General features: G+C 74.2%; 20 protein-coding genes. 11 read left to right on the top strand and 9 right to left on the bottom strand.

The features are described from left to right. Window positions 1-16: 16 nt before the first annotated feature. Together IE260_RS01225 and IE260_RS01220 are read right to left on the bottom strand one after the other, a co-directional pair. Entirely contained in the window at window positions 17-844 is an 828-nt protein-coding gene (locus tag IE260_RS01225) for a class I SAM-dependent methyltransferase (protein WP_189868511.1), read from the bottom strand. 144 nt (window positions 845-988) lie between these two features. Beyond that, on the bottom strand, window positions 989-2,506 hold the full coding sequence (locus IE260_RS01220; RefSeq protein WP_189868510.1) for a bifunctional phosphatase PAP2/diacylglycerol kinase family protein: 1,518 nt from the start codon (window positions 2,504-2,506) through the stop codon (window positions 989-991). Window positions 2,507-2,640: 134 nt separating this feature from the next. On the opposite strand from IE260_RS01220, the gene IE260_RS01215 reads away from it, so the two are divergent. After that, window positions 2,641-4,260 (top strand): ATP-binding cassette domain-containing protein, encoded by a 1,620-nt coding sequence (locus IE260_RS01215; RefSeq protein WP_189868509.1) that lies wholly within the window; start codon window positions 2,641-2,643, stop codon window positions 4,258-4,260. 389 nt (window positions 4,261-4,649) lie between these two features. On the opposite strand, the gene IE260_RS01210 is transcribed toward IE260_RS01215, so the two are convergent. Next, on the bottom strand, window positions 4,650-5,771 hold the full coding sequence (locus tag IE260_RS01210; protein ID WP_189868696.1) for a baeRF2 domain-containing protein: 1,122 nt from the start codon (window positions 5,769-5,771) through the stop codon (window positions 4,650-4,652). A 60-nt stretch (window positions 5,772-5,831) separates the two neighbouring features. Here IE260_RS01210 and IE260_RS01205 point away from each other — a divergent pair, with 60 nt between their 5' ends. Next, window positions 5,832-6,110 (top strand): DUF6158 family protein, encoded by a 279-nt coding sequence (locus tag IE260_RS01205; protein WP_189868508.1) that lies wholly within the window; start codon window positions 5,832-5,834, stop codon window positions 6,108-6,110. An 82-nt stretch (window positions 6,111-6,192) separates the two neighbouring features. Here the strand turns inward: IE260_RS01205 and IE260_RS01200 are convergent, their stop codons facing one another. The 3 genes from IE260_RS01200 to IE260_RS01190 form a co-directional block, all read right to left on the bottom strand. Next, entirely contained in the window at window positions 6,193-6,735 is a 543-nt protein-coding gene (locus IE260_RS01200; RefSeq protein ID WP_189868507.1) for a type 1 glutamine amidotransferase domain-containing protein, read from the bottom strand. An 87-nt stretch (window positions 6,736-6,822) separates the two neighbouring features. Beyond that, entirely contained in the window at window positions 6,823-7,254 is a 432-nt protein-coding gene (locus IE260_RS01195; RefSeq protein ID WP_189868695.1) for a CBS domain-containing protein, read from the bottom strand. A gap of 35 nt (window positions 7,255-7,289) precedes the next feature. Continuing rightward, window positions 7,290-7,700: a DUF2795 domain-containing protein gene (locus IE260_RS01190; protein ID WP_189868506.1), complete on the bottom strand. Its 411-nt coding sequence runs from the start codon at window positions 7,698-7,700 to the stop codon at window positions 7,290-7,292. Window positions 7,701-8,077: 377 nt separating this feature from the next. Here IE260_RS01190 and IE260_RS01185 point away from each other — a divergent pair, with 377 nt between their 5' ends. From IE260_RS01185 to IE260_RS01175, 3 genes are all read left to right on the top strand, one after another. Next, window positions 8,078-10,477: an ATP-binding cassette domain-containing protein gene (locus tag IE260_RS01185; protein ID WP_189868505.1), complete on the top strand. Its 2,400-nt coding sequence runs from the start codon at window positions 8,078-8,080 to the stop codon at window positions 10,475-10,477. 81 nt (window positions 10,478-10,558) lie between these two features. Further along, window positions 10,559-10,975, top strand: coding sequence for a helix-turn-helix domain-containing protein (locus tag IE260_RS01180; RefSeq protein WP_229880293.1), 417 nt, complete (start codon window positions 10,559-10,561; stop codon window positions 10,973-10,975). 10 nt (window positions 10,976-10,985) lie between these two features. Further along, window positions 10,986-11,402 carry a VOC family protein gene (locus IE260_RS01175; RefSeq protein ID WP_189868503.1) on the top strand — a complete coding sequence of 139 codons (417 nt, stop codon included), beginning with the start codon at window positions 10,986-10,988 and terminating at the stop codon, window positions 11,400-11,402. Window positions 11,403-11,485: 83 nt separating this feature from the next. On the opposite strand, the gene IE260_RS01170 is transcribed toward IE260_RS01175, so the two are convergent. After that, the gene (locus IE260_RS01170) at window positions 11,486-13,291 is read right to left on the bottom strand and encodes a thiamine pyrophosphate-requiring protein (RefSeq protein ID WP_189868502.1); all 1,806 of its coding nucleotides are present in this window, start codon (window positions 13,289-13,291) and stop codon (window positions 11,486-11,488) included. Window positions 13,292-13,647: 356 nt separating this feature from the next. Here IE260_RS01170 and IE260_RS01165 point away from each other — a divergent pair, with 356 nt between their 5' ends. From IE260_RS01165 to IE260_RS01150, 4 genes are all read left to right on the top strand, one after another. Next, window positions 13,648-14,442: an RNA polymerase sigma factor SigF gene (locus tag IE260_RS01165; protein ID WP_189868501.1), complete on the top strand. Its 795-nt coding sequence runs from the start codon at window positions 13,648-13,650 to the stop codon at window positions 14,440-14,442. 160 nt (window positions 14,443-14,602) lie between these two features. Then, window positions 14,603-15,586, top strand: coding sequence for a hypothetical protein (locus tag IE260_RS01160; RefSeq protein ID WP_189868713.1), 984 nt, complete (start codon window positions 14,603-14,605; stop codon window positions 15,584-15,586). A gap of 193 nt (window positions 15,587-15,779) precedes the next feature. Then, the gene (locus IE260_RS01155; RefSeq protein ID WP_189868500.1) at window positions 15,780-17,024 is read left to right on the top strand and encodes an aminotransferase class I/II-fold pyridoxal phosphate-dependent enzyme; all 1,245 of its coding nucleotides are present in this window, start codon (window positions 15,780-15,782) and stop codon (window positions 17,022-17,024) included. Then, window positions 17,021-18,082: an MBL fold metallo-hydrolase gene (locus tag IE260_RS01150; RefSeq protein WP_189868499.1), complete on the top strand. Its 1,062-nt coding sequence runs from the start codon at window positions 17,021-17,023 to the stop codon at window positions 18,080-18,082. The genes IE260_RS01155 and IE260_RS01150 overlap by 4 nt, the downstream gene beginning before the upstream one ends. A gap of 503 nt (window positions 18,083-18,585) precedes the next feature. Here IE260_RS01150 and IE260_RS01145 read toward each other — a convergent pair. Beyond that, on the bottom strand, window positions 18,586-19,212 hold the full coding sequence (locus tag IE260_RS01145) for a DedA family protein (protein ID WP_189868498.1): 627 nt from the start codon (window positions 19,210-19,212) through the stop codon (window positions 18,586-18,588). Next, window positions 19,209-19,982 carry an MBL fold metallo-hydrolase gene (locus IE260_RS01140; protein ID WP_189868497.1) on the bottom strand — a complete coding sequence of 258 codons (774 nt, stop codon included), beginning with the start codon at window positions 19,980-19,982 and terminating at the stop codon, window positions 19,209-19,211. The genes IE260_RS01145 and IE260_RS01140 overlap by 4 nt, the downstream gene beginning before the upstream one ends. 83 nt (window positions 19,983-20,065) lie before the next feature. On the opposite strand from IE260_RS01140, the gene IE260_RS01135 reads away from it, so the two are divergent. Together IE260_RS01135 and IE260_RS01130 are read left to right on the top strand one after the other, a co-directional pair. Further along, the gene (locus IE260_RS01135; protein ID WP_189868496.1) at window positions 20,066-20,467 is read left to right on the top strand and encodes a hypothetical protein; all 402 of its coding nucleotides are present in this window, start codon (window positions 20,066-20,068) and stop codon (window positions 20,465-20,467) included. Between the two features lie 191 nt (window positions 20,468-20,658). Further along, on the top strand, window positions 20,659-22,782 hold the full coding sequence (locus IE260_RS01130) for an alkaline phosphatase family protein (RefSeq protein ID WP_268254909.1): 2,124 nt from the start codon (window positions 20,659-20,661) through the stop codon (window positions 22,780-22,782). Window positions 22,783-22,842 lie beyond the last annotated feature (60 nt).

Raw genomic sequence — 22,842 nt, 5'->3', positions numbered from 1 at the left:
ACAGATCAGGCTTCTTTCAGGCTTCCTTTCGGCACAGAATTTCTCCGTGCAGCACGCTGAACCAGCCGTCCTCCCGATTTCCCCACTCCCGCCAGGCCGCCGACACGGCCCGCAGCCGTTCCGGGGTCGCGTGTCCGCCCCCCACGGCGCGCTCGGCGTACGAGGACGCCACGGTGCGGTCCGCCCACAGGCCGCTCCACCACTCCCGCTCCTCGGGCGTGGCGAAGGTCCACGTGCCGGAGGTCGCCGTGATGTCCGTGAGCCCCGCCCGCAGCGCCCACGACCTCAGCCGCCGGCCGGCGTCCGGCTCGCCGCCGTTGGCCCGGGCCACCCGCCGGTACAGGTCCAGCCAGTCGTCCATCCCCGGTGACGCCGGGTACCAGGTCATGGCGCCGTAGTCCGAGTCGCGCACGGCGATGAACCCGTTCGGCCTGGCGACGCGCTTCATCTCGCGCAGCGCCTGCACCGGGTCGCCGACGTGCTGGAGCACCTGGTGGGCGTGGACCACGCAGAAGGTGTCGTCCGGGTAGTCCAGGGCGTGCACGTCGGCGACCGCGAAGTCGACGTTGCCCAGGCCGCGCCCGGCCGCCGTGGCGCGCGCCCGGTCCAGGATCTCCGGCGCCCGGTCCACGCCGGTGACGTGCCCGTCGGGGACCAGGGCCGCGAGGTCCGCGGTGATGGTGCCCGGACCGCAGCCGATGTCGAGGATCCTCATGTGGGGCTTGAGCGAGCCGAGCAGGTACGCCGCGGAGTTCTCGGCGGTGCGCCAGGTGTGCGAGCGCAGTACGGACTCGTGGTGCCCGTGCGTGTACACGGCGGTCTCGCGCGGCTTCGGCTCCGGCATGGCTGATCCCCTCTCCCGGCATCGTGACACGCCGGTGCGCGGGGCACGGTGGCCCGCCCGGCGGCTGGATCACCGTACGCCCGCGCCCCGCATAGTGAGACACGTATTTTGCAATATGGACTGACGATCCGTCAGATAAGGTGGTCAGGAAGCGCCGTCGGGATTCGCTCGGCCGACGGGCAGGGGCCGGTAGACCGTGAGCGCCTCGGGCAGCTTCTCCAGGGTCAGATCGCCCCGTGTCTCGGTGAGCTCGCCGTCGTACGCCAGGAGGGTGCCGGGGGCCACACCGGTCAGGTGCAGGCGGCCCACCTGCACCGCCGCGTGGGCGGGTGAGCGGGTCAGCGGCCCGGCGAGGGCCGCGGACAGCAGGCGCAGGGCCGGCCGCCGGCCGCCGTGCACCACCCGGACGTCCAACTGCCCGTCCGCCAGGTCGAGCCGCCGGCCCGAGGCGATGCCCTTGCGGTGATACGTGCCGTTGCCCGCGAACAGCAGCCACAGCGGGCGCCTGCGCCCCTGGACCTCGGCCTCCAGCGGATGCCGGTCGGCACGCAGCACCCGGACGGCCGCCAGCACACCGGCCGGCCAGGATCCGATCCGGGGCGACCACCGCTCCCGCTCGCGCACCAGCTCCGGGTACACACCGAGGCTGAAGGTGTTCAGGAAGATGCCCCGCCGCCCGCCGGAGGTGAACCGGCCGACGTCCACGCGGACGCCCTCGCCCTGCTCCAGCGCCCGGCACAGATCCCGCACGTCCTCCACGCCCAGGTCGTAGGCGAAGTGGTTGAGCGTGCCGCCGGGAAGCACCGCGAGGGGCAGCCCCCGGCGCAGGGCGATCTCGGCGGCGGCGTTCACAGTGCCGTCGCCGCCGCACACGCCGAGCACCCGGGCGTGCTCCGCCGCCCTCTCCAACTCGGCCTCGACGTCCTGCGGCTCGCACTCCACGACCTCGGCCTTCGGCAGCGCCTCGCACAGCGCACGCACCCGGTCCGCCGAGCCGGAGCCGACGTTGGCCACCATGACCAGGCCGTCGCCCTCGGGCAGCGCGGGCACGTCGGCGCGCGGCCGGGCCGGCGGCAGGAGCTGGGCGCGCGTGGGGACCATGCCCCGCACGGCGAACGCAGCCCCCGCCCCCAGTGCGGCACCGGCCAGGACGTCGCTCGGGAAGTGGACGCCGGTGTAGACCCGGGACAGGGCGACCGCCGCGGCCACCGGGGCGACCGCCGCCCCCCAGGCCGGGGACTCCAGCGCCACGCCGGTGGCGAACGCGGCGGCCGACGCGGCGTGCCCGGAGGGGAAGGACGTGGTGATCGGCTGCCGCTTCAGCTGCCGCACCAACGGCACGGGGTCCAGCACGGGGCGGGGACGGCGGACCGTCCGCTTGCCCAGCGTGTTGATGGTCAGCGAGGCCAGACTCAGGGACGCGAGCCCGCGCACGGCGGCGCGGCGGGCCCGCGGCGTGCGCGAGGCGGCCAGCGCGGCGGCGGCCGCGAACCACAGCACACCGTGGTTGGCGCTGTGGCTCAGCCGGGGCAGCAGGGGATCGGCACCGGGCCAGTGCCGGGTGGCCACGGCCTCGAACACACGCTGGTCCAGCCGCAGGAAACCGTTGCGGAAGGGGTGCGGGCCGGGCGTCGGAGCGGTCAGGTCTACGTCGGGGCTCATGCGTTCCGCCTACCCGGCGGGCGGCGATTCCTGCCGGGCGGTCACGCGGGTGGAGCCCACGCCCCGCCGCCGACGGCCCGGCACCGGTGAAAAGAGGTTGCCGGGGGCCGGGCCGGGCCACACAATCGCTGCTCATGGGTCATCTCGAAGCCGCGCACCTGGAGTACTACCTCCCCGACGGGAGGGCGCTGCTCGGCGATGTGTCCTTCCGGGTGGGGGAGGGGGCCGTCGTGGCCCTCGTCGGCCCCAACGGCGCGGGCAAGACCACCTTGCTGCGCCTGCTCGCCGGGGAGCTGAAACCGCACGGCGGGACCGTCACCGTCGGCGGCGGGCTCGGGGTGATGCGGCAGTTCGTGGGCTCCGTACGGGACGAGACGACCGTACGGGACCTGCTGGTGTCCGTCGCGCCGCCGCGGATCCGCGAGGCGGCGCGCGCCGTCGACGCCGCCGAGCACGCCATCATGACCGTCGACGACGAAGCGGCCCAGCTCAACTACGCACAGGCCCTCGCCGACTGGGCCGAGGCGCGCGGGTACGAGGCCGAGACCCTGTGGGACATGTGCACGACGGCCGCGCTCGGCGTGCCGTACGACAAGGCCCAGTGGCGCCAGGTGCGCACGCTGTCCGGCGGCGAGCAGAAGCGGCTGGTGCTGGAGGCGCTGCTGCGCGGCACCGACGAGGTGCTGCTGCTCGACGAGCCGGACAACTACCTCGACGTGCCCGGCAAGCGCTGGCTGGAGGAGCGGCTCGCCGAGACCCGCAAGACCGTGCTGTTCGTCTCGCACGACCGGGAACTCCTCTCCCACGCCGCCCAGAAGATCGTCTCCCTGGAACCGGGCCCCGCCGGCGCCGACGCCTGGGTGCACGGCGGCGGCTTCGCCACCTTCCACGACGCCCGGCGCGAGCGCTTCGCCCGCTTCGAGGAACTGCGCCGCCGCTGGGACGAGAAACACGCACAGCTGAAGAAACTGGTGCTGACGCTGCGGCAGGCCGCGTCCATCAGTCACGAGATGGCCTCCCGCTACGCGGCCGCCCAGACCCGCCTGCGCAAGTTCGAGGAGGCCGGGCCGCCGCCCGAGCCGCCGCGTGAACAGGACATCAGAATGCGGCTGAAGGGCGGTCGTACCGGCGTGCGGGCCGTCACCTGCGAGGGGCTGGAACTGACCGGCCTGATGAAGCCCTTCGACCTGGAGGTCTTCTACGGCGAACGCGTCGCCGTCCTCGGCTCCAACGGTTCCGGCAAGTCGCACTTCCTGCGGCTGCTCGCCGGCGACGACGTGGCGCACACCGGGAACTGGAAGCTGGGCGCGCGCGTGGTGCCCGGCCACTTCGCCCAGACCCACGCGCACCCGGAGCTGGAGGGCCGCACGCTCCTGGACATCCTGTGGACCGAACACTCCCAGGACCGGGGCGCCGCCATGTCCCGGCTGCGCCGCTACGAGCTGACCCAGCAGGCCGAGCAGACCTTCGACCGGCTCTCCGGCGGCCAGCAGGCCCGCTTCCAGATCCTGCTGCTGGAACTCCAGGGCGTCACCGCCCTGCTGCTCGACGAACCGACCGACAACCTCGACCTGGAATCCGCCGAGGCCCTCCAGGAGGGCCTGGAGGGCTTCGAGGGAACGGTCCTCGCGGTCACCCACGACCGCTGGTTCGCCCGCTCCTTCGACCGCTACCTCGTCTTCGGCAGCGACGGCCGCGTGCGCGAGACGCCGGAGCCGGTGTGGGACGAACGGCGGGTGGAGCGGGCGCGGTAGGGACACGCCGGACCCGGGCGCCCGGCGGGGCCACGGACGGCCCGGCGATCGGTGACGCCACATGCGACGGCCGCCCGGCGGTCCGGTGCCGGGTGCGCCGGCACGCGGGCGGTCCTGGCAGGGCGTGGTGGGCGGTCGCCGGGCCGGACACGCGGGCGGCGCTCGTCACGCACGGACCCGGGCCCGGCCCCGCCGGGCATCCGGGGCAGCCATGTGCCCGGCGGAGCCGCCACGGGCCTGGGGCGAGCGGCCTGCGGTCCGGCACGCGGGCGGTCCTGGCAGGGCGTGGTGGGCGGTCGCCGGGCCGGACACGCGGGCGGTGTTCGCCGCGCACGGCCGGACCCGGGCCCGGCCCCGTCGGGCATCCGGGGCGGGTGGCCGGCGCGCGGTCACCTCCAGCGCAGCAGCGCTCCCAGGCCGCCCACCGGGGCGTCGCCCTCCACCTCCCGCGGCAGGGCCGCAGTCACGGAGATCGCCGGGGCGCCGGTCATCACGGCCGAGCGCAGCAGGGCATCGTCCGCGCGGGCCGACCAGGAGTTCTGCTCGCCGAGCGTCTTCAGTTCCGTACGGCGCACCGCCACCTGGTCGGCGTCCTCGCCGATCCACACCTCGCGGTGGGTGTCGGGACCGTCCGGGATGATCAGCAACTCGTCGATGCGGTGCTCCCGGGCGGCCTCGATCAGCGCCGGCACGCCCTCGACCGCGGCGGCCCGTCCCTCGTCGTCGGGTGCGCGGGCGGCCAGGAACCTGTCCAGCTCCTCGCGTGCCCGTGCCCGCACGTGCTCGTCGCGCAGCCGCTCCACGTCGTCGTCGAGGAGCCTGCTGCCGGCTCCGTGCGGCGCCTCCACCACACGGTCCTGCAGCCTCCGCGGCAACCGTTCGTGCACGGACCGCCGTTCCCGGTCGTCGCCCACCAGGATCAGCAGGTCGGCGCGGGTCTCCTCCTGGCACACGGCGAGCGCGTCCGCGATCTCCGCCGCGTTGTGCTCCCAGGTGTTCTCCACCCGCAACTGGAAGTGCCGCTCCGACCAGTCGACGCTGCTGGTGCGGTGCACCGGCCACTGCCGGCCGCTCACCCCGCCCGCGTCCTCGCTGCCCAGCGCGCTGCGCAACTCGAAGTCCGCGCCCTTGCGGTCGATGTACGCCACCACGCACACCGGGTCCTCGCCCGCCAGCTCCAGCAGCGGCGCGACATGCGGCAGCGGCGCCCAGTGGGCGGAGGTGCCACCCCGCGGGGGGCGTGCCAGCGGCGGGTCCAGGACCACCCTCCCGGCGCACGCGAACAGGGCCCGTCCGTGCTGGTCGGTGGAGTGGCGCAGCTCGTCCACCGCCTGCCGCACGGCCCGGCACGTCGCGTCGTCCGCGCCCTGCGACGCCAGCTCCCGGGCCACCGCGTCGGCCGTCAGTTCCCGTTCGTGCGGGGTGTCCTCCGCATGCCGTGAGAGGTCGACGTACACGGAGGCCCACGGCCCCGGATGTTCGTAGAGTGGATGCAGAAACGCGAGATCCATGGCTCCCTCCCGGGTGCCCTCGGGGGTGGTAGTGCTCACCGGGGCGGGTACCCGGACCGCATGAACGAACACGACACGCGGGACGACACCATGACCGGAGTGGACCCGGGTCGCCTGGACGACCAGCAGCTCATGAAGGAGCTGGAGACCATCCACCGCACGCGCCACGACACACTGCTGTACGGCTCGAACGACGCGCTGCGGGCCCACAACGAGCGCATGGCACAGCTGGAGGGAGAGTGGCTGCGCCGCAACCCCCGGCGCCCGGTCGCCGCGGGCCGTACCCGGGAAGGGGCCCGGGGTCGCGCGTGCGGGGAGTCGGCGACCCCCGGCACCTGACCGTCCGGAGAACGCCGCCGGAACGGACAACACCCACCGGGCCCGCGGACCCGGTGGGTGAAGCGCCGTCGTCGTCGGCCGCTCAGCCGCCCGCCCCGGCGAACTCCGCGAGGAAGGTCTCGCAGAACGCCTTCAGGTCGTCCGGCTTCCGGCTGGTGATCAGTTTGTTGGGGCCGTGGTCGCAGACCTTCACCTGTTCGTCCACCCAGGTGCCGCCCGCGTTGCGGATGTCGGTTCGCAGGCTCGGCCAGGACGTCAGCACCCGGCCGCGTACGACGTCCGCCTCGACGAGCGTCCACGGGGCATGACAGATCGCGGCCACCGGGCGGCCCTGCTCGAAGAAGTCCTTCACGAAGGCCACGGCCTCGTCGTCCATCCGCAGGAAGTCCGGGTTGGCCACACCCCCCGGCAGCACCAGCCCGCCGAACGCATCCGCCGACGTCTCGCCCACCACCTCGTCGACGGGGAAGGTGTCCGCCTTGTCGAGGTGGTCGAAGGCCTGGATCTCGCCCGGCCGCGTCGACACGAGCACGGGCTCGTGGCCGGCGTCCTTCGCCGCCTGCCACGGGTCGGTCAGCTCGACCTGTTCGACGCCCTCGGGCGCGGTCAGAAATGCGATGCGCATCGTTGTCTCACGTCCTTTCGTGCCGCACCGGCGACTTCCGCCGCCGGTGCGTGTCGGTCGTTCCCGGCTGCCGGGACGCGCCCGGCCTCACGTCCCTCCCCGGGCGTCCGGCTCCGCACGGCTGATGTCGGCCAGCGCCGATCCGGGTTCCTCGGCCTCGGCCAGGTCGCCGAGGGTGACGATCCCGACCGGCAGCCCGTGCTCCACGACCGGCAGCCGGCGCACGGCGTTCTCACGCATCAGGAGCACCGCGGCCGACACCGGATCGTCCGGGGCGACCACCAGCGGGTCGTGGGTGCAGACCGCGTCGACGCTCACCGCCAGCGGGTCGGTGCCGTCCGCGACGGCCCGCACCGTGATGTCACGGTCGGTGAGTACGCCCACGACGTCCTGCCCGTCCGCGACGACCACGTCGCCGATGTTCTGGTTGCGCATCAGCTGCGCCGCCTCGACCAGCGAGGCGTCGGGGCGGACGGCCACCACACCCGCGGTCATCACGTCCCTCACGTACTGGGCCATCATCGTGCCTCCTGACGGTCCCGGGTCCCGCGCGCCTAGGCGCGCTCCGGCCGGCCGCCGGGTCCGGACTGCCCGGACCCGGTCAGGGCCTGCGCCAGTTCCTGGACGTTGCCGAAGCGTGCCGAGGCCGGCAGTCGCTCCAGCCGTTCGACGAGGGCGTCGGGCGCGTTGCGGCGGCGCAGCGCCCGGGCCAGCTCCCGCGGGCTCGCGGGAAAGGTGCCACGGGTCAGGTTCCGGGCCAGTTCCAGGCGGAGCGTCTCCAGGACGGTCGGCCCGCGGCTCGGTGTCACCGGGCCGTACATGACCTCCGGGTCGTCCTCGGCGGTCGGCTCCGGGTCGTTCCACTCCTCGGTGCGGGTGGGGTGCCCGGACCTGAGCAGACCCTGCAGTTCGTGCTTCATCTCGTCGTCTCGGTGGACACTCAGCCGGTCACTGCCTCGCTGCATGTCTCCCTCCAGATCCTCGGGGGTGGCCACCGCGTACCCGAAGACCGCGGACCGACACGGATTCACCCGGACGGGTCGGGTCCGATTCCGCCGGGCGGCGCCGCCGGGCCCCCGGCGGACACGCTGCGTAGGCGTGCCCGCACGGCGGGAAGCGGCTCGGGCCCGGCGCGCCCGACCGGGAAGGCACCGCCGTGCCGGACCGGTCACGAATCGAGAAGCGGCCGTCCCCTCCGCGCGCATAGCGTGACTCCCACCAGCCCCACGACGGAGTTGCCCGATCGGCGGTGTCCCGGCGCGCCGTGCTGATTGGATCGGGCCAGGCGATGCCGACGACCGACCGACCGCGAAGGCGGTCCCGCGTTACAGATGGAGACACGATGAGCCCGGCCAGAAGGACGGACACGGACACACCGGCGTCCGAGCCGCACGCTGCCGACAGCCACGACCTGATCCGCGTGCACGGCGCGCGCGAGAACAACCTCAAGGACGTCAGCGTCGAGCTGCCCAAGCGCCGCCTGACGGTGTTCACCGGAGTCTCCGGCTCGGGCAAGAGCTCGCTGGTGTTCGACACGATCGCCGCCGAGTCGCAGCGGCTGATCAACGAGACGTACAGCGCCTTCGTGCAGGGATTCATGCCCACACTCGCGCGCCCCGAGGTCGACGTCCTGGACGGCCTGACGACCGCGATCATCGTGGACCAGCAGCGGATGGGCTCCGACCCCCGCTCCACGGTCGGCACCGCCACCGACACCAACGCGATGCTGCGCATCCTCTTCAGCCGCCTCGGCGAACCGCACATCGGCCCGCCCGGCGCGTACTCCTTCAACGTCGCCACGGTCTCGGCGAGCGGCGGGTTCACGGTCGACCGCGGTGCCGACAGGACGAAGACGGAGAAGGTGGACTTCAGCCGCACCGGCGGCATGTGCACGCACTGCGAGGGCCGGGGCACGGTCACCGACATCGACCTCACCCAGCTCTACGACGACTCCAAGTCGCTCTCCGAGGATCCCTTCACCATCCCCACCTACACCGGGGGCGGCTGGGTGGTGCGGGTCATCACCGAGTCCGGCTTCTTCGACCCGGACAAGCCGATCGGCAAGTACACGAAGAAGGAGCGGCACGACTTCCTGTACCGCGAGCCGACCAAGGTGAAGATCAACGGTGTCAACCTCACCTACGAGGGGCTGATCCCCAAGCTCCAGAAGTCGATGCTGTCCAAGGACCGGGAGGCGATGCAGCCGCACATCCGGGCGTTCGTCGACCGGGCCGTCACCTTCGCGACCTGCCCCGAGTGCGACGGCACCCGGCTCAGCGAGCTGGCCCGGTCGTCGCGGATCGGCAAGGTCAACATCGCCGACGCCTGCGCGATGGAGATCCGCGACCTGGCCGAATGGGTGCGCGGGATCGAGGAGCCGTCGGTCGCGCCGCTGCTCGCCGCGCTGCGGCACTCCCTCGACTCGTTCGTCGAGATCGGCCTCGGCTACCTCTCGTTGGACCGTGCCTCGGGCACGCTGTCGGGCGGCGAGGCGCAGCGGGTGAAGATGATCCGCCACCTCGGCTCCTCGCTCACCGACGTCACGTACGTCTTCGACGAGCCCACCATCGGGCTGCACCCGCACGACATCCAGCGGATGAACGAGCTGCTGCTGCGACTGCGGGACAAGGGCAACACGGTGCTCGTCGTGGAGCACAAGCCGGAGGCGATCGCGATCGCCGACCATGTCGTGGACCTCGGGCCGGGCGCCGGCACGGCGGGCGGCACGGTCTGCTTCGAGGGCACCGTCGAGGGCCTGCGGGCGAGCGGCACCGTCACCGGCCGGCACCTCGACGACCGGGCCGCGCTGAAGGAGACCGTGCGCAAGCCCACCGGCACGCTGGAGATCCGCGGCGCGACGGCGAACAACCTGCGCGACGTCGACGTCGACGTCCCCCTCGGCGTGCTCACCGTCGTCACCGGCGTGGCCGGCTCCGGGAAGAGCTCGCTCATCCACGGGTCGATCCCGGCCGCCGAGGGTGTGGTGTCGATCGACCAGACCGCGATCCGCGGCTCGCGCCGCTCGAACCCGGCGACGTACACCGGGCTGCTCGACCCGATCCGCAAGGCGTTCGCCAAGGCCAACGGCGTGAAGCCGGCGCTGTTCAGCGCCAACTCCGAGGGCGCCTGCCCGACCTGCAGCGGTTCGGGCGTCATCTACACCGACCTCGCGATGATGGCCGGCGTCGCGACCACCTGCGAGGACTGCGAGGGCAGACGGTTCCAGGCGTCGGTCCTGGAGTACCGCCTGGGCGGCCGCGACATCAGCGAGGTGCTGGCGATGTCCGTGACGGAGGCGGAGGAGTTCTTCGGCGCGGGCGAGGCCCACACACCGGCCGCGCACAAGATCCTCGAACGGCTCTCCGACGTCGGCCTCGGCTACCTGAGCCTCGGTCAGCCCCTGACGACGCTGTCCGGCGGCGAGCGCCAGCGGCTCAAGCTGGCGACGCACATGGCCGACAAGGGCGGCGTCTACGTCCTGGACGAGCCGACCACGGGCCTCCACCTCGCCGACGTCGAGCACCTGCTCGGCCTGCTCGACCGGCTCGTCGACGCCGGCAAGACGGTCATCGTCATCGAGCACCACCAGGCGGTCATGGCGCACGCCGACTGGATCATCGACCTCGGCCCCGGCGCCGGTCACGACGGCGGCAGGATCGTCTTCGAGGGCACGCCCGCCGACCTCGTCGCCGCCCGCTCCACCCTCACCGGCGAGCATCTCGCGGCCTACGTCGGCGCCTGACCGAGGCCGCGCGGCCGGCGGGCCGTCCCGCACGGCGCCGGGCCCCCACGGGGCCCGGCGCTGTGGGATGGTGGGCGGGTGATGCTGGAGGACCTCGTCCGGCTGCGCCGGGCCCGTGACCTGATGGACCGCGCGTACGCCGAGCCGCTCGACGTTCCGGCGCTGGCGCGCGTCGCGCTGATGTCGCCGGGCCATTTCTCCCGCAGCTTCCGTGCCGCCTTCGGCGAGACGCCGTACAGCTACCTGATGACCCGCCGGATCGAGCGGGCCAAGGCGCTGCTGCGGCGCGGCGACCTGTCGGTGACGGAGGTCTGCTTCGAGGTTGGCTGTACCTCGCTGGGCTCGTTCAGCTCACGGTTCACGGAGCTGGTCGGCGAGAGCCCGAGCGCGTACCGGGCCCGCGACCATGACGAGGGCGCCGCCGTCCCGGCCTGCATCGCCAAGATCCACACGCGACCGGTCAGGAACGGAGAAGCCGGATCCGCGCCGCGCCCGTAGCGTGCAGCGCATGGACATCACGCTCTCGCAGTGCTTCGTCGCCGTCGACGACCATGACAAGGCCCTCGCCTTCTACCGGGACGTTCTGGGGCTGGAGGTGCGCAACGACGTCGGATTCGAAGGGATGCGCTGGGTGACCGTCGGCGCGCCGTCCCAGCCCGGCGTCAGCATCGTCCTCGAACCGCCCCTGGCGGACCCGAACGCCTCGCCCGCCGACAAGCAGGCCATGGCGGAACTGCTGGCCAAGGGCCTGCTGCGCGGCGTCATCTTCGAGACCGACGACTGCGACGCCACCTTCGAACGCATCCGCGCCGCGGGCGGCGAGGTGCTGCAGGAGCCGGTCGACCAGCCGTACGGAGTCCGCGACTGCGCCTTCCGCGACCCTGCCGGCAACATGCTTCGCTTCACCCAGTCCCGCAATCAGTGATCCGCGGGCTGTGACCCCGGGCGCTGCGCGCGTCGGCGAACGGCAGCGCCCGGGACCGGCCGGCGGGGCGGCGCCCGCCCCGCCTACCTCTTGCCCCGGCTCTTCTCCCGGCCCGGCAGGAACTCCTGCACCTTCGCCTTGAAGCCCTGCTTGACCACCGAGCCGCGGTCCTCGTCGCCCTTCAGGATCGAGGCGGCCGTCGCCTCCATCTGCTCCCAGGTGGCGTGCGGCGGGATCGGCGGCACCGCCGGGTCGGTGAGGAACTCGATCACCGCGGGCCCGTCCGCCTCCAGACCGGCCCGCCAGCCCGCCTCGACGTCCTCCGGCTTCTCCACCCGGACGCCGGTCAGCCCCAGCGTGCGGGCGAAGTCCGCGTAGCGCACGTCCGGGATCGACTGCGAGGGCACGAAGGACGGGGCACCCTCCATGGCCCGCATCTCCCAGGTGACCTGGTTGAGGTCCTGGTTGTTCCAGACGGCCACCACCAGGCGCGGGTCCTCCCACAGGTCGCGGTACTTCGCGGCGGTGATCATCTCCGCCAGCCCGTTCATCTGCATCGCGCCGTCCCCGACCAGGGCGATCACCGGCCGGTCCGGGTGGGCGAACTTCGCGCCGATCGCGTACGGCACCCCGCAGCCCATCGTGGCCAGCGTGCCGGACAGCGAGCCGCGCATGCCGGGCCGCATGGTCAGGTGGCGGGCGTACCAGTTCGCCGTCGACCCGGAGTCCGAGGTGACGATCGCGTCGGCGGGCAGCATCGGGTCCAGCGCGGCGGCCACGTACTCGGGGTTGATCGGGTCGGCGTCGAGGCCCGCGCGCCGCTCCATCACCCCGCGCCAGCGCGTCACGTTGTCGCACACCGTGTCGTACCACTCGCGCCCGCGGCCGTCCTCGATCAGCGGGATCAGCCGCTGCAGCGTCGCCTTCGCGTCGCCGACGAGATTCACCTCGTACGGGTAGCGCATCCCGACCATGTGCGGGTCGATGTCGATCTGCACGCCCCGCGCCTTGCCGAAGTCCGGCAGGAACTGCGAGTACGGGAACGACGACCCGATCGTCAGCAGCGTGTCGCAGTCCCGCATCAGCTCGTACGACGGCCGGGTGCCGAGCAGCCCGATCGAGCCGGTGACGTAGGGGAGTTCGTCACTGAGCACGTCCTTGCCGAGCAGCGCCTTGGCCACGCCGGCGCCGAGCAGCTCGGCGAGCTGCTCCACCTCCTCGCGTGCACCGGCCGCGCCCTGGCCGACCAGGATCGCCACCTTGTCACCGGCGTTGAGGACCTCGGCGGCCCGCCGCACCGACTCCTCGGAGGGCACCGCCGTCCACGCGCTGCGGTCCAGACTGGAGGGCACCATCTTGAAGTCGTGCGTCGGCGGCGAGTAGTCCAGCTCCTGCACGTCGCCGGGGATGATGACCGCGGTGGGGCAGCGACGGGCGTACGCGGTGCGGATCGCCCGGTCCAGCACGTTCGGCAGCTGCTCGGGGACGGTCACCGTCTCCACGAACTCCGAGGCGACGTCCTTGTACAGCGTGTGCAGGTCCACCTCCTGCTGGTAGGAGCCGCCCATCGCGGTCCGGTGGGTCTGCCCGACGATCGCCAGCACCGGGACGTGGTCGAGCTTGGCGTCGTACAGCCCGTTGAGCAGGTGGATCGCGCCGGGCCCCGAGGTGGCCGCGCACACGCCGAGACGGCCGCTGAACTTGGCGTATCCGACCGCCTGGAACGCGGACATCTCCTCATGGCGGGACTGCACGAAACGCGGCTGGTCGTCGGCGCGCCCCCAGGCGGCGAGCAGGCCGTTGATGCCGTCGCCCGGGTAGCCGAAGACCTGCTCCACACCCCATTCGCGCAGCCGCTGCAGGACGTGGTCGGAGACCTTGGTGCTCATGTGACGGACCTCCCGGACGGGGTGGGGTGTAGTCGACAGCAGCCGTACGAGTCACCCCGGGCGTCGTCGGAAAACCTGCCGGGTGTTTGCGGCACGGGGTCGGGGGCAGGCGACATTGCAGTGCTTCGGACAGGAGGCACGTCCGTGGAAGCGGCCACGCCGCCACGGTGCCTCCGTCCGGATCCCGGAGGCGCCTCCACGGTGACCGCCCGAATCAAGGACCGTGTCGTCGCACCGGCGCCACCCCGCCGCTCAGGCGCTCCGAGCCCCGGGCGCCGCCCGTCCCGGCCGCGCCGACCGGGCCACAGCCCGGCGCGACGACAGGATCCCGCACTCCGAGGGAGTTGCGACGCACCATGACGACGCACGTCAGCACGAAGCACCCGCACGACGACGCCCCCGACACCGCCGACGCCTTCCGCCGGCTCGCCACGCTCCCCGACGGCCCGGAGCGCGAAGCGATCCGCGGCCGGATCGTCGAGGCCTGGCTGCCGATGGCCGAACGGCTCGCGGGACGGTTCCGCAGCCGCGGCGAGAGCTACGAGGACCTGCGCCAGGTCGCCGCCCTCGGCCTGGTCAAGGCCGTCGACCGGTACGACCCCGAACGCGGCAACGCCTTCGAGAGCTATGCCGTGCCGACCATCACCGGCGAGATCAAGCGCCACTTCCGCGACCACATGTGGACGCTGCACGTCCCGCGCCGGGTCCAGGACCTGCGCAACCGCGTCCGCTTCGCCGCGCAGGACCTGTCGCAGACCATCTCCGGCCGCCGGCCCACGGTCGCCGAGATCGCCGAGCACGCCGAGCTGAGCGAGGAGGACGTCCGGGTGGGCCTGGAGGCCCTGGAGAGCTTCACCGCCCTGTCCCTGGACGCCGAGCTCCCCGGCAGCGAGGACGGCTACTCGCTCAGCGACGCCCTCGGCGCCCCCGATCCGGCCCTCGACACCGTCGTCGACCGCGAGGCCGTCAAGGAGCGCCTGGCCGCCCTGCCCGAGCGTGAACGCGCCATCCTCTACATGCGGTTCTTCGACGACATGACCCAGAGCCGCATCGCCGAGCAGCTCGGCATCTCCCAGATGCACGTCTCCCGGCTGATCAGCCGGTGCTGCACCCGGGTGCGGGAACAGGTGCTGCGGGACGCGGCGGCCTGAACCGGCCCGCGGGGGCTGCAAACCCGTACGTCACCCTCCCGGGCGCCCCGCTCCCGCGAACGGAGCACGGTGACGCGCGTCCCCGTGCCGGGCGGGCTGTGATGGCCGGAGGGGGCGCGAGTGCCGTGCCCCGCAGCCGTCGCTCGAAGGAGCCCGCCGCATGCGCCGCACCGTCCGCGCCCTGTCCGTCGCCGTCCTGGCCAGTGCCGCCCTGGGTGCAGGCGCAGGGGTCGCGCCCGCCGTCCCGCCGACGCCGGCCGGAGGTGAGGCGGTCGCGGAGGCCGGCCCGGGCCGCGTCGCGCCGGACGGCACCGTCGCCGTCCCGGAGGACTGCGACACGGCCGGCGGCACCCCGCCCGAGATCCCGGACACCGAGTCGCAGGACTTCGGTGAGGGCGCCGTCGAGCCGCGTGAGGTCCCGGGTGTGGGTGAGGGCGCCGTCGAGCCGCGTGAGGTCCCGGGTGTGGGTGAGGGCGCCGTCGAGCCGCGTGAGGTCCCGGGTGTGGGTGAGGGCGCCGTCGAGCCGCGTGAGGTCCCCGGTGTCGGTGAGGGCACCGGCGAAGCCGAGGGCGAGGGCGCCGGCGAGGCCGGGGCGTCCGCGGCCGCCCACCGGGGCACGGCACGCATAGCCGCGGCCGACACCTCCGAGGCGCCCTCGGACGCGGTGGGCCCCGACCCGGCGCGGACCGCCGAGGGCTCCTGCCCCGAGGCGTCCGGCGACGAGGGCGAGCCGTGGAGCGCTCCGCTCACCGCGCCGCAGGAGGACGGCGAGGCCGAACCGTGCGCCGAGCGGGCCCCGGCGGCCGGTCCCCTGCCCGCACCGCACGGCGAGTCCTGCGGTACCGAGCCGGCGTGCCGGGGGTCCGTGAAGCCGGGTGAGTCCTGCGGCGACGAGCCCACGTGTTCCGAGTCCGGCGGCCACAAGGGAGAGTCCTGCGGTACCGAGCCCGAGTGCGCGGAGCGCGGCGGGCACGGCGCCGAGTCCTGCCGGGACGCGGTGGTGCCCGGCGGCGTGCATGCCGGAGCGGGCGGTGCCTTCACCGACTCCGTGCCCGCCCTGGTCGCCGGCGGCCTTCTGATCGCGGGTGCGTTCGGCGCGGCCGTGCACCGGCTGCGGGGGCGCGGAGGCGCCGAGGACCGCTGAGCACCGTCCGCCGGGCGCGCCGGCTGTGATCCGCGCGACCCGGCCCGCAGCCATGTCCGGGCCGGACGGTGGGTACTCAGAGCACGACCGGTAAATCGGAGCACGGACGAGGAAGAATTCCGCGCACGACCGAAGAAGCGGAAACGGACCGGCGGCGACAGGACACCACACCACGGACTGCGCGGAGGTACGCATGCGGCGGACGGCTCCCGAAGGGCACGGCCCCGTCCGCTACGGCCCGCCGCTCCCCGAGGACGGCCTGCCGGTGCTGCCCGAGCTGTCGGGCGTGCTCGCCGCCGCCGCGGGCCGCGCCCGGGACGAACCCGTCGGCGGCGCCCCCGCCCTCCTGGACGCCGCCCGCGGCTACTGGGTCCGGCGCGGACTGCCCGCCGAGCCCGGGCGGCTGACCGCCGCTCCCGGCGCCAACCCCCTGCTGCTGGCCCTGACCGCCGCGCTCGGCGGCGACGTCCTGGTGCCCCGGCCGTGCGCCGCCTGGTGGGGGCCGTACGCCCGGCTGCTGGGCCGACCCGCCTTCCACGTCGCCACCCCGGCCGAATGCGGGGGCGTCCCCGACCCGTACGCCCTCCTGGAGACCGTGCGCCGGGTCCGCGCCGAGGGCGGTGACCCACGCCTGCTCGTGCTGTCCGTCGCCGACGACCCCACCGGCACCGTCGCCCCGCCCGAACTGCTGCACGAGACCCTCGAGGCCGCCGCCGCCGAGGACCTGCACCTGGTCAGCGACGAGACCTGGCGCGACACCCTGCACGACCCGCACGACACGGTGCTGCTCAGCCCCGCCGAGATGCTGCCCGAGCGGGTCACCGTCGTCACCGACCTGGCCGGCGCGCTGCTGCCGCCGGGCTGGCCGGCCGCGATCGCCCGCTTCCCCGCCACCGCCGCCGGGGACGGCCTCCACGCGCGCGTGCTCGACGTGCTCACCGCGCTGGGCGCCCGTGTCGCCGCCCCGGTCGCCGCCGCGGCCGGGTACGCCCTGGCCGAACCCGAGCCGGTCACCGCCCGCAGGTCCGCCGCCGTACGGCTGCACGCGCGCGTGGCCGCCGCCGTGCACGCCGCCGTCGTCGCCGCGGGCGCGACCGCCCGGCCCCCGCAGGCCGGGCGCCACCTGTACGCCGACCTCGGTCCGCTGCGCGACGCGCTCGCGGCGCACGGCGTCGGCGACGCCCAGGAACTGGAGGACTTCCTCACCGCCCGGCTCGGCATGCCCGCGCCGGGCGGCCACCGCTTCGGCGACGACCTCGCGGCACTGCGCGTCCGGCTGTCCACCGGCCCCCTGCTCGGCGGCACCGACGAGCAGCGCGCGGAATGCCTCTCCTGCCCCGACCCGTTGGAACTGCCACACGTGCAACGCGCGTTGATCGATCTGAAGACGGTCTTCGACGATCTCCGCGCCGCTCAGCGATGGGAGCCTCCTCGATGACGCAGCAGCCCCGGTCGACCACGAGCACGAGTACGCCCCCGCTGGACGACGACGCTCCGGCGGCCACGTCACCCCTGGCGTCCCCCTCCCCGCCCCTCGCCGCACCCCGGCCGCTGGCCGAGCGCCGGGTGTGGCCACGGACCTTCCACGACCGGCTGACCGCCCCGCTGCCCGGCCTGCGGGCCTTCGCCAGGTTCGCCCGCGAGGGCGCCCTGAGACCCGGCCCGGAGGGCCTCGCCGACATCCCCCGGCTGCCGTTCGCCCCCGGCCCGCTGCCCCGCGTGGACACCCGTACCGTCGCCGTCACCTGGGCCGGGCACGCCAGCTGGGTCGTGCAGATCGGCGGCCTCACCGTCCTCACCGACCCGGTCTGGTCCCGCCGCATCCTCGGCACGCCGGCCCGCGTCACCCCCGTCGGCGTGGCCTGGAGCGCCCTGCCGCGCGTCGACGCCGTCGTCATCAGCCACAACCACTACGACCACCTGGACGCCCCCACCCTGCGCAGGCTCCCGCGCGACACCCCCATATTCGCGCCGGCCGGGCTCGGCCGCTGGTTCCACCGCCGCCGGTTCACCCGCGTCACCGAGCTGGACTGGTGGGAGGCGGCCGAACTCGACGGCGTCCGCATCGACTTCGTACCGGCCCACCACTGGTCCAAGCGCACCCTCACCGACACCTGCCGCACCCTGTGGGGCGGCTGGGTCCTGACCGACCCCGAGGGCCGCCGGGTGTACTTCGCCGGCGACACCGGATACGGCCACTGGTTCTCCCGCATCGGCAGCCGCTACCCGGGCATCGACCTCGCCCTGCTGCCCATCGGCGCCTACGACCCGCGCTGGTGGCTCAGCGACGTCCACTGCGACCCGGAGGAGGCGGTCCGGGCCGCGCGGGACCTGGGAGCCCGCCGGATGGCGCCCATGCACTGGGGCACGTTCGTACTGTCGGCGGAGCCGGTCCTGGAACCCCTCACCCGCGTGCGCACGGCCTGGGAGAAGGAGGGCCGCCCCCGGGAGGACCTGTGGGACCTGCCGGTGGGCGGTTCACGAATCCTGGAGTGACCACGGACTGCCGAGGCCGGAGGCGGGCCGGGGCCCGGCATACCGGGCGGCGTACCGCGGGGCGGCCGAGCGGACAGGGGACGGGCGGCGGACCGCGGGGCGGGGCCGTGGCGGGTGGCCCGGCCGGAAGGCCGGAGCGCGGAGTGCGGGCCGCCCGGGAGGCAGGATGCCGGGCGGAGGAGCGGGGCCGGGCCGCGGTGGACGGCCGGGCCGGTGCCGACGTGTGGTGGGTGGTGACGGACCGTGGTGGGTGACCGGTCGCGAGAGGAGGTTGGAGTGCGGAGTGCGGGCCGTACGGGAGGCAGTGTGGCGGGCGGAGGCGTGGGGTAGGGCCGCGGTGGACGGTGGGCCGTGGGAGGGAGTGCCGACTGGGGTGGCCCGGTCGCGAGAGGCGGCCAGAGCGGCGGAGTGCGGGCCGCCCGGGGAAGCAGGGTGCCGGGACGCGGAGTGGAGCAGGGTCTCGGGGCGAGGCAGGACGCGGGAGTGTGGGCCGGGCGGCGCGGCTACTGCGCGGCCGAGCCGCGGACCCGCCGCCACACGCTCGGCGCCGCGCTGACCAGCACGGTCAGGGCGACCGCCGCGGCCACGCCCTCCCACGGCTCCTTGAACAGCGCGCCGCCCAGGATCCCGATCAGCTGGTATGTCACCGCCCAGGCCAGGCAGGCCGGCAGATTGCCCCGCGCGAAACGGCGCATCGGCCACTTCGCGAGCAGACAGGCCAGCATCACCGGGATGCGGCCCGCCGGCAGCAGCCGGGACAGCACGAGCACCGCCACCCCGTGCTCGGCGAGCTTCTCCTGCGCCTGCTCGAGCCGGTCCTCCGGCGCCCGGGACCGGATCGCCTCCAGCCAGCGCGAGCCGTTCTTCGAACCCATGCCGCGCCGCCCCAGCCAGTACAGCGTCATGTCACCGAGGAACGCGGCCAGCGACGCCGTCACGAACACCAGCGCCAGCGAGAACGGCGCCGTCTGGTGGACGGCCACCACGGCCGCCGAGCTCACCAGCGCGCCCGTGGGCACCACCGGGACCAGCGCTCCGATCAGCACCAGCAGGAACAGCGACGGGTACCCGAGCGCCTGCTGGGTCGGCTCGGGCGGAATGCTCGTCGAGGCGGCGCCCAGCCACGTCACCGCGCGACCTCCACCCGCACGCTCTCCCCGTGCCCGAGCCGGTGCACCGCCACACCCGGCGCACGCAGCGCCGCCAGGCGCACGAACTCGTCGCCCGGCGCGTGGAACTCGTGGGGGCGCACGCCGTCCATCCCGATCGGCCAGTACGTGCCGTAGTGCACCGGCACCGCGCTGCGCGGCGCCAACCGGGTCAGCGCCTCGGCCGCCCGCCCCGCGTCCAGGTGACCGTCGCCGAGATACGGCCCCCAGCCGCCCACCGGCAGCAGCGCGGCGTCGACCGGCCCGACCTCCTTGGCCATCTCGTCGAACAGGCCGGTGTCCCCGGCGAAGTACGTGCGGGCCTCGCCCTCGATGACGTAGCCGAGCGCGGGCGAGCGGTGCGGTCCGAGCGGCAGCCGCCGCCCGTCGTGCCGCGCGGGCACCACCTTGACCCGAAGGTCCCCGACCGCGATCTCGTCACCGGGCGCCACCTCGGTCACCCTCAGGTGCGGGAGCCGGCGCAGCCCCGGCACCGCCCGTGGCGCCCCCCGGGGCACGAGCAGGCGGGTGCCCGGGTCCAGCCGCGCCAGCGACGGCACGTGCAGATGGTCGGCGTGGAGATGGGACACCACCGCCAGGTCCGCGTGCCAGGCGTCCGGAGGCGGCAGGGCGCCCCGGCGGCGCCGCAGATGCGCCAGCCGACGGGCGAACAGGGGATCGGTCAGCACGCGTATGTCCGAGTCCTCGACCGTGCAGGTGGCGTGCCCCCACCAGGTGACCTCCGCCGGCACCTCTTCGCCTCCTTCGCGCGACTCCCCGAAGCCTACGTCCAGGAGTAGGGTCGGCGGCGAAAACGGGAGGTCGGGGGGACACCATGGGGCCGGTACGGGTGACGGCGATCGCGAGCCTGACGCCACTGGAGCAGTTGGACGACGATCCCTTCCTGGTGGACTCCCGCAGCCAGCACGCCATGTGCGCCCGCTGGGCCGCCGAGCGGGGATACGTCGTGACCAGGGAACTGCTGGTACGCGGCCTGCGGCCGGACCACGAGGCCCTGTGGGAGGGCGTCCGCCCGGGACGCGACCTGTTCGTGGCGCCCAGCCGCCGCGTCCTGGAGAGCGCGCTCGCCTCGGTCGAGGAGTTCACCGCCGAGTGCGCCCGGCGCGGGGTGCGCGTGGAGACGGTGGGGCTCGCCGAACCGTCGTACGACGCCGCGATGAAGGCGCGCGTGCACCGGCGGCTGTCGATGCCGACGGCCGGCTACGACGGCCGCTGAACGCTGCCGCGAGCCGCCCCCGCGGACGGGCGGCCCGAGCGCCACGGCGCCCGGAACCCGGGCACGGGGGTCATCCTCGCCGTCACGGTGCGAAACCGGATCCGGGGGACAAACGGGCGTCCCGGGACGTTGTGACAGGCTGGGGAGGGGCCCGCGCCGAGGACGGGCCCGGGACGTGAGGTGTGCGGGGCGTGAGCGGAGGGCATTGGCGCCGGGTCGCCAGTCAGGTCGGACGGAGCGTCGCGGTGTGGGCCGTCTCCACGGTCACCATGCTCGTGCTCGCCGGGATCCTGCCGGACTTCCAGCTCAAGTCCGCCGACGGGGACAGCGCCACCGACATAGCCGTGACGGCCGCGGCCGGCGCCGGGGCCTTCGGTCTGCTGTCCGCCCTGGTCTGGCCGCTGCTGGTCCGCCTGCTGCTGCTCGTGCCGGCCCTGGTCCTCGGACTGCTCGTGTTCTTCCTCAACGGCGGGCTGCTGCTCCTCGCCCTCGACGTCAACCCGGCCGCGCGGGGCGCGGTCGCCCCGGAGACCGCCGTCGTCGTGGCCGCCGTGATGTCCGCCGTGGCCTCCGCCACCGGCGCCGCCCTCGCCGTGCGCGACGACGACGCCTACCGGCGCAGGCTCTACCGGCTCGCCGACCGGCGCCGCAGATCCCACCCGCCCTGTCCGGCCGGCCCCGGCACGGTCTTCCTGCAACTGGACGGGGTCGGTCACGACGTCCTGGCCGACGCCGTCGCGCAGGGCACGATGCCCACCCTCGCCCGCTGGCTGGGCGACGGCGAGCGGCCCGCCACCCACCGGCTCACCCCCTGGCGCACCGACTGGTCCAGCCAGACCGGCGCCAGCCAGCTCGGCATCCTGCACGGCAGCAACCACGACGTCCCGGCCTTCCGCTGGTACGAGAAGGACAGCGGCGAGGTGATGGTCTGCAACCGCCCGACCAGCGCCGCCGAACTCCAGCGCCGGGCCGTGGCGCACACCGGCGACGGCGGGCTGCTCAGCCTCGACGGGGCCAGCCGCGGCAACCTGTTCGGCGGCGGCGCCGACGAACAGGCCCTCGTGCTGTCCATCGCCACCCGCCGCCGCAGCAGGGAGACCCGGTCCCGGGCCGGCTACTTCGCCTATTTCTCCGACCCGGCCAACGCGGTCCGCACCGCCCTGTCCTTCGTCGCCGAGGTGGGCCGGGAGATCGGCCAGTCCGCCCGCGCCCGCCTCCACCAGGTCCGCCCGCGCGTCTCCCGGGGCGGCCTCTACCCCTTCGTCCGGGCCTTCGCGACCGTCGTCGAGCGGGACGTCGTCGTCGCCGCGGTCATGGGCGACATGCTCGCCGGACGCACCGCCGTCTACGCCGACCTGGTGGCGTACGACGAGGTGGCGCACCACTCGGGACCGCGCAGCCGGGACGCGGCGAAGGTCCTGCAGCGTCTGGACCGGGCCGTCGCGCTGATCGAGAAGGTCGCCGAGCACGCCCCGCGCCAGTACCGGATCGTCGTCCTGTCCGACCACGGCCAGAGCCCCGGCGAGACCTTCCGCTCCCGTTACGGGCTCACCCTCGGCGACCTGGTCCGGGCCGGCTGCGGGCTGCCCGTGCCGCGCCGGGCGCAGCGCACCCGCAGCGGCGCCGAGGCGCGCAACGCCGTGCGGGCCGCCCTGCGCCGGCCGGTCGAGGAGGGCGGCGAGGAGCACCGCCCCGCCCGCCGCCGCCGGGAACCGGTCGTGCTGGCCTCCGGCAACCTGGGCCTGGTGTCCTTCCCGGACGTGCCGCACCGGATGAGCAAGGAGGAGATCGACGCCCGGCACCCCGCACTGCTGACGACCCTCGCCAACCACCCCGGCGTCGGCTTCCTGCTGGTGCGCAGCGAGGAGCACGGCGGAGTCGTGCTCGGCGCGCGCGGCGCCGAGATACCCCTGGACCGGCTCGACGAGGACCACGGCCCGCTCGCGTCCTTCGGACCCGGCGCCGCCGAGGCCGTGCGGCGCACGCACTCCTTCCCGCACACCGCCGACATCATGGTCAACTCCTTCCACGACCCGGCCGACGGAGAGGTCCTCGCCTTCGAGGAGCAGATCGGCTCCCACGGCGGACTGGGCGGCGACCAGTCGAAGGCCCTTCTGCTGTCGCCGGTCGTCCTGTCCGCGCCGGTGGACGACGGGGCGGAGATCGTCGGTGCCGAGCACGTCCACCGGGTCCTGCGCCGCTGGCTGCGCGAGTCGAACGGCCCCCAGGTACCCCTGGAGGATTCCCGGCCGGCAACCCGCGACAGCGCACCTTTTGCGGTGCCGGACGGGTTCGTACAGGACAAAAGCGCCTGATTTGGAGCCGCCCCGGGCCATGCCGGACCATGGGCGCCGTCCCGGCGATCCCGGGCAGCA

This window comes from Streptomyces viridiviolaceus (assembly GCF_014650995.1).
Taxonomy (GTDB): Bacteria; Actinomycetota; Actinomycetes; order Streptomycetales; family Streptomycetaceae; genus Streptomyces; species Streptomyces viridiviolaceus.
This window is presented reverse-complemented; position numbering and strand designations above follow the sequence as displayed.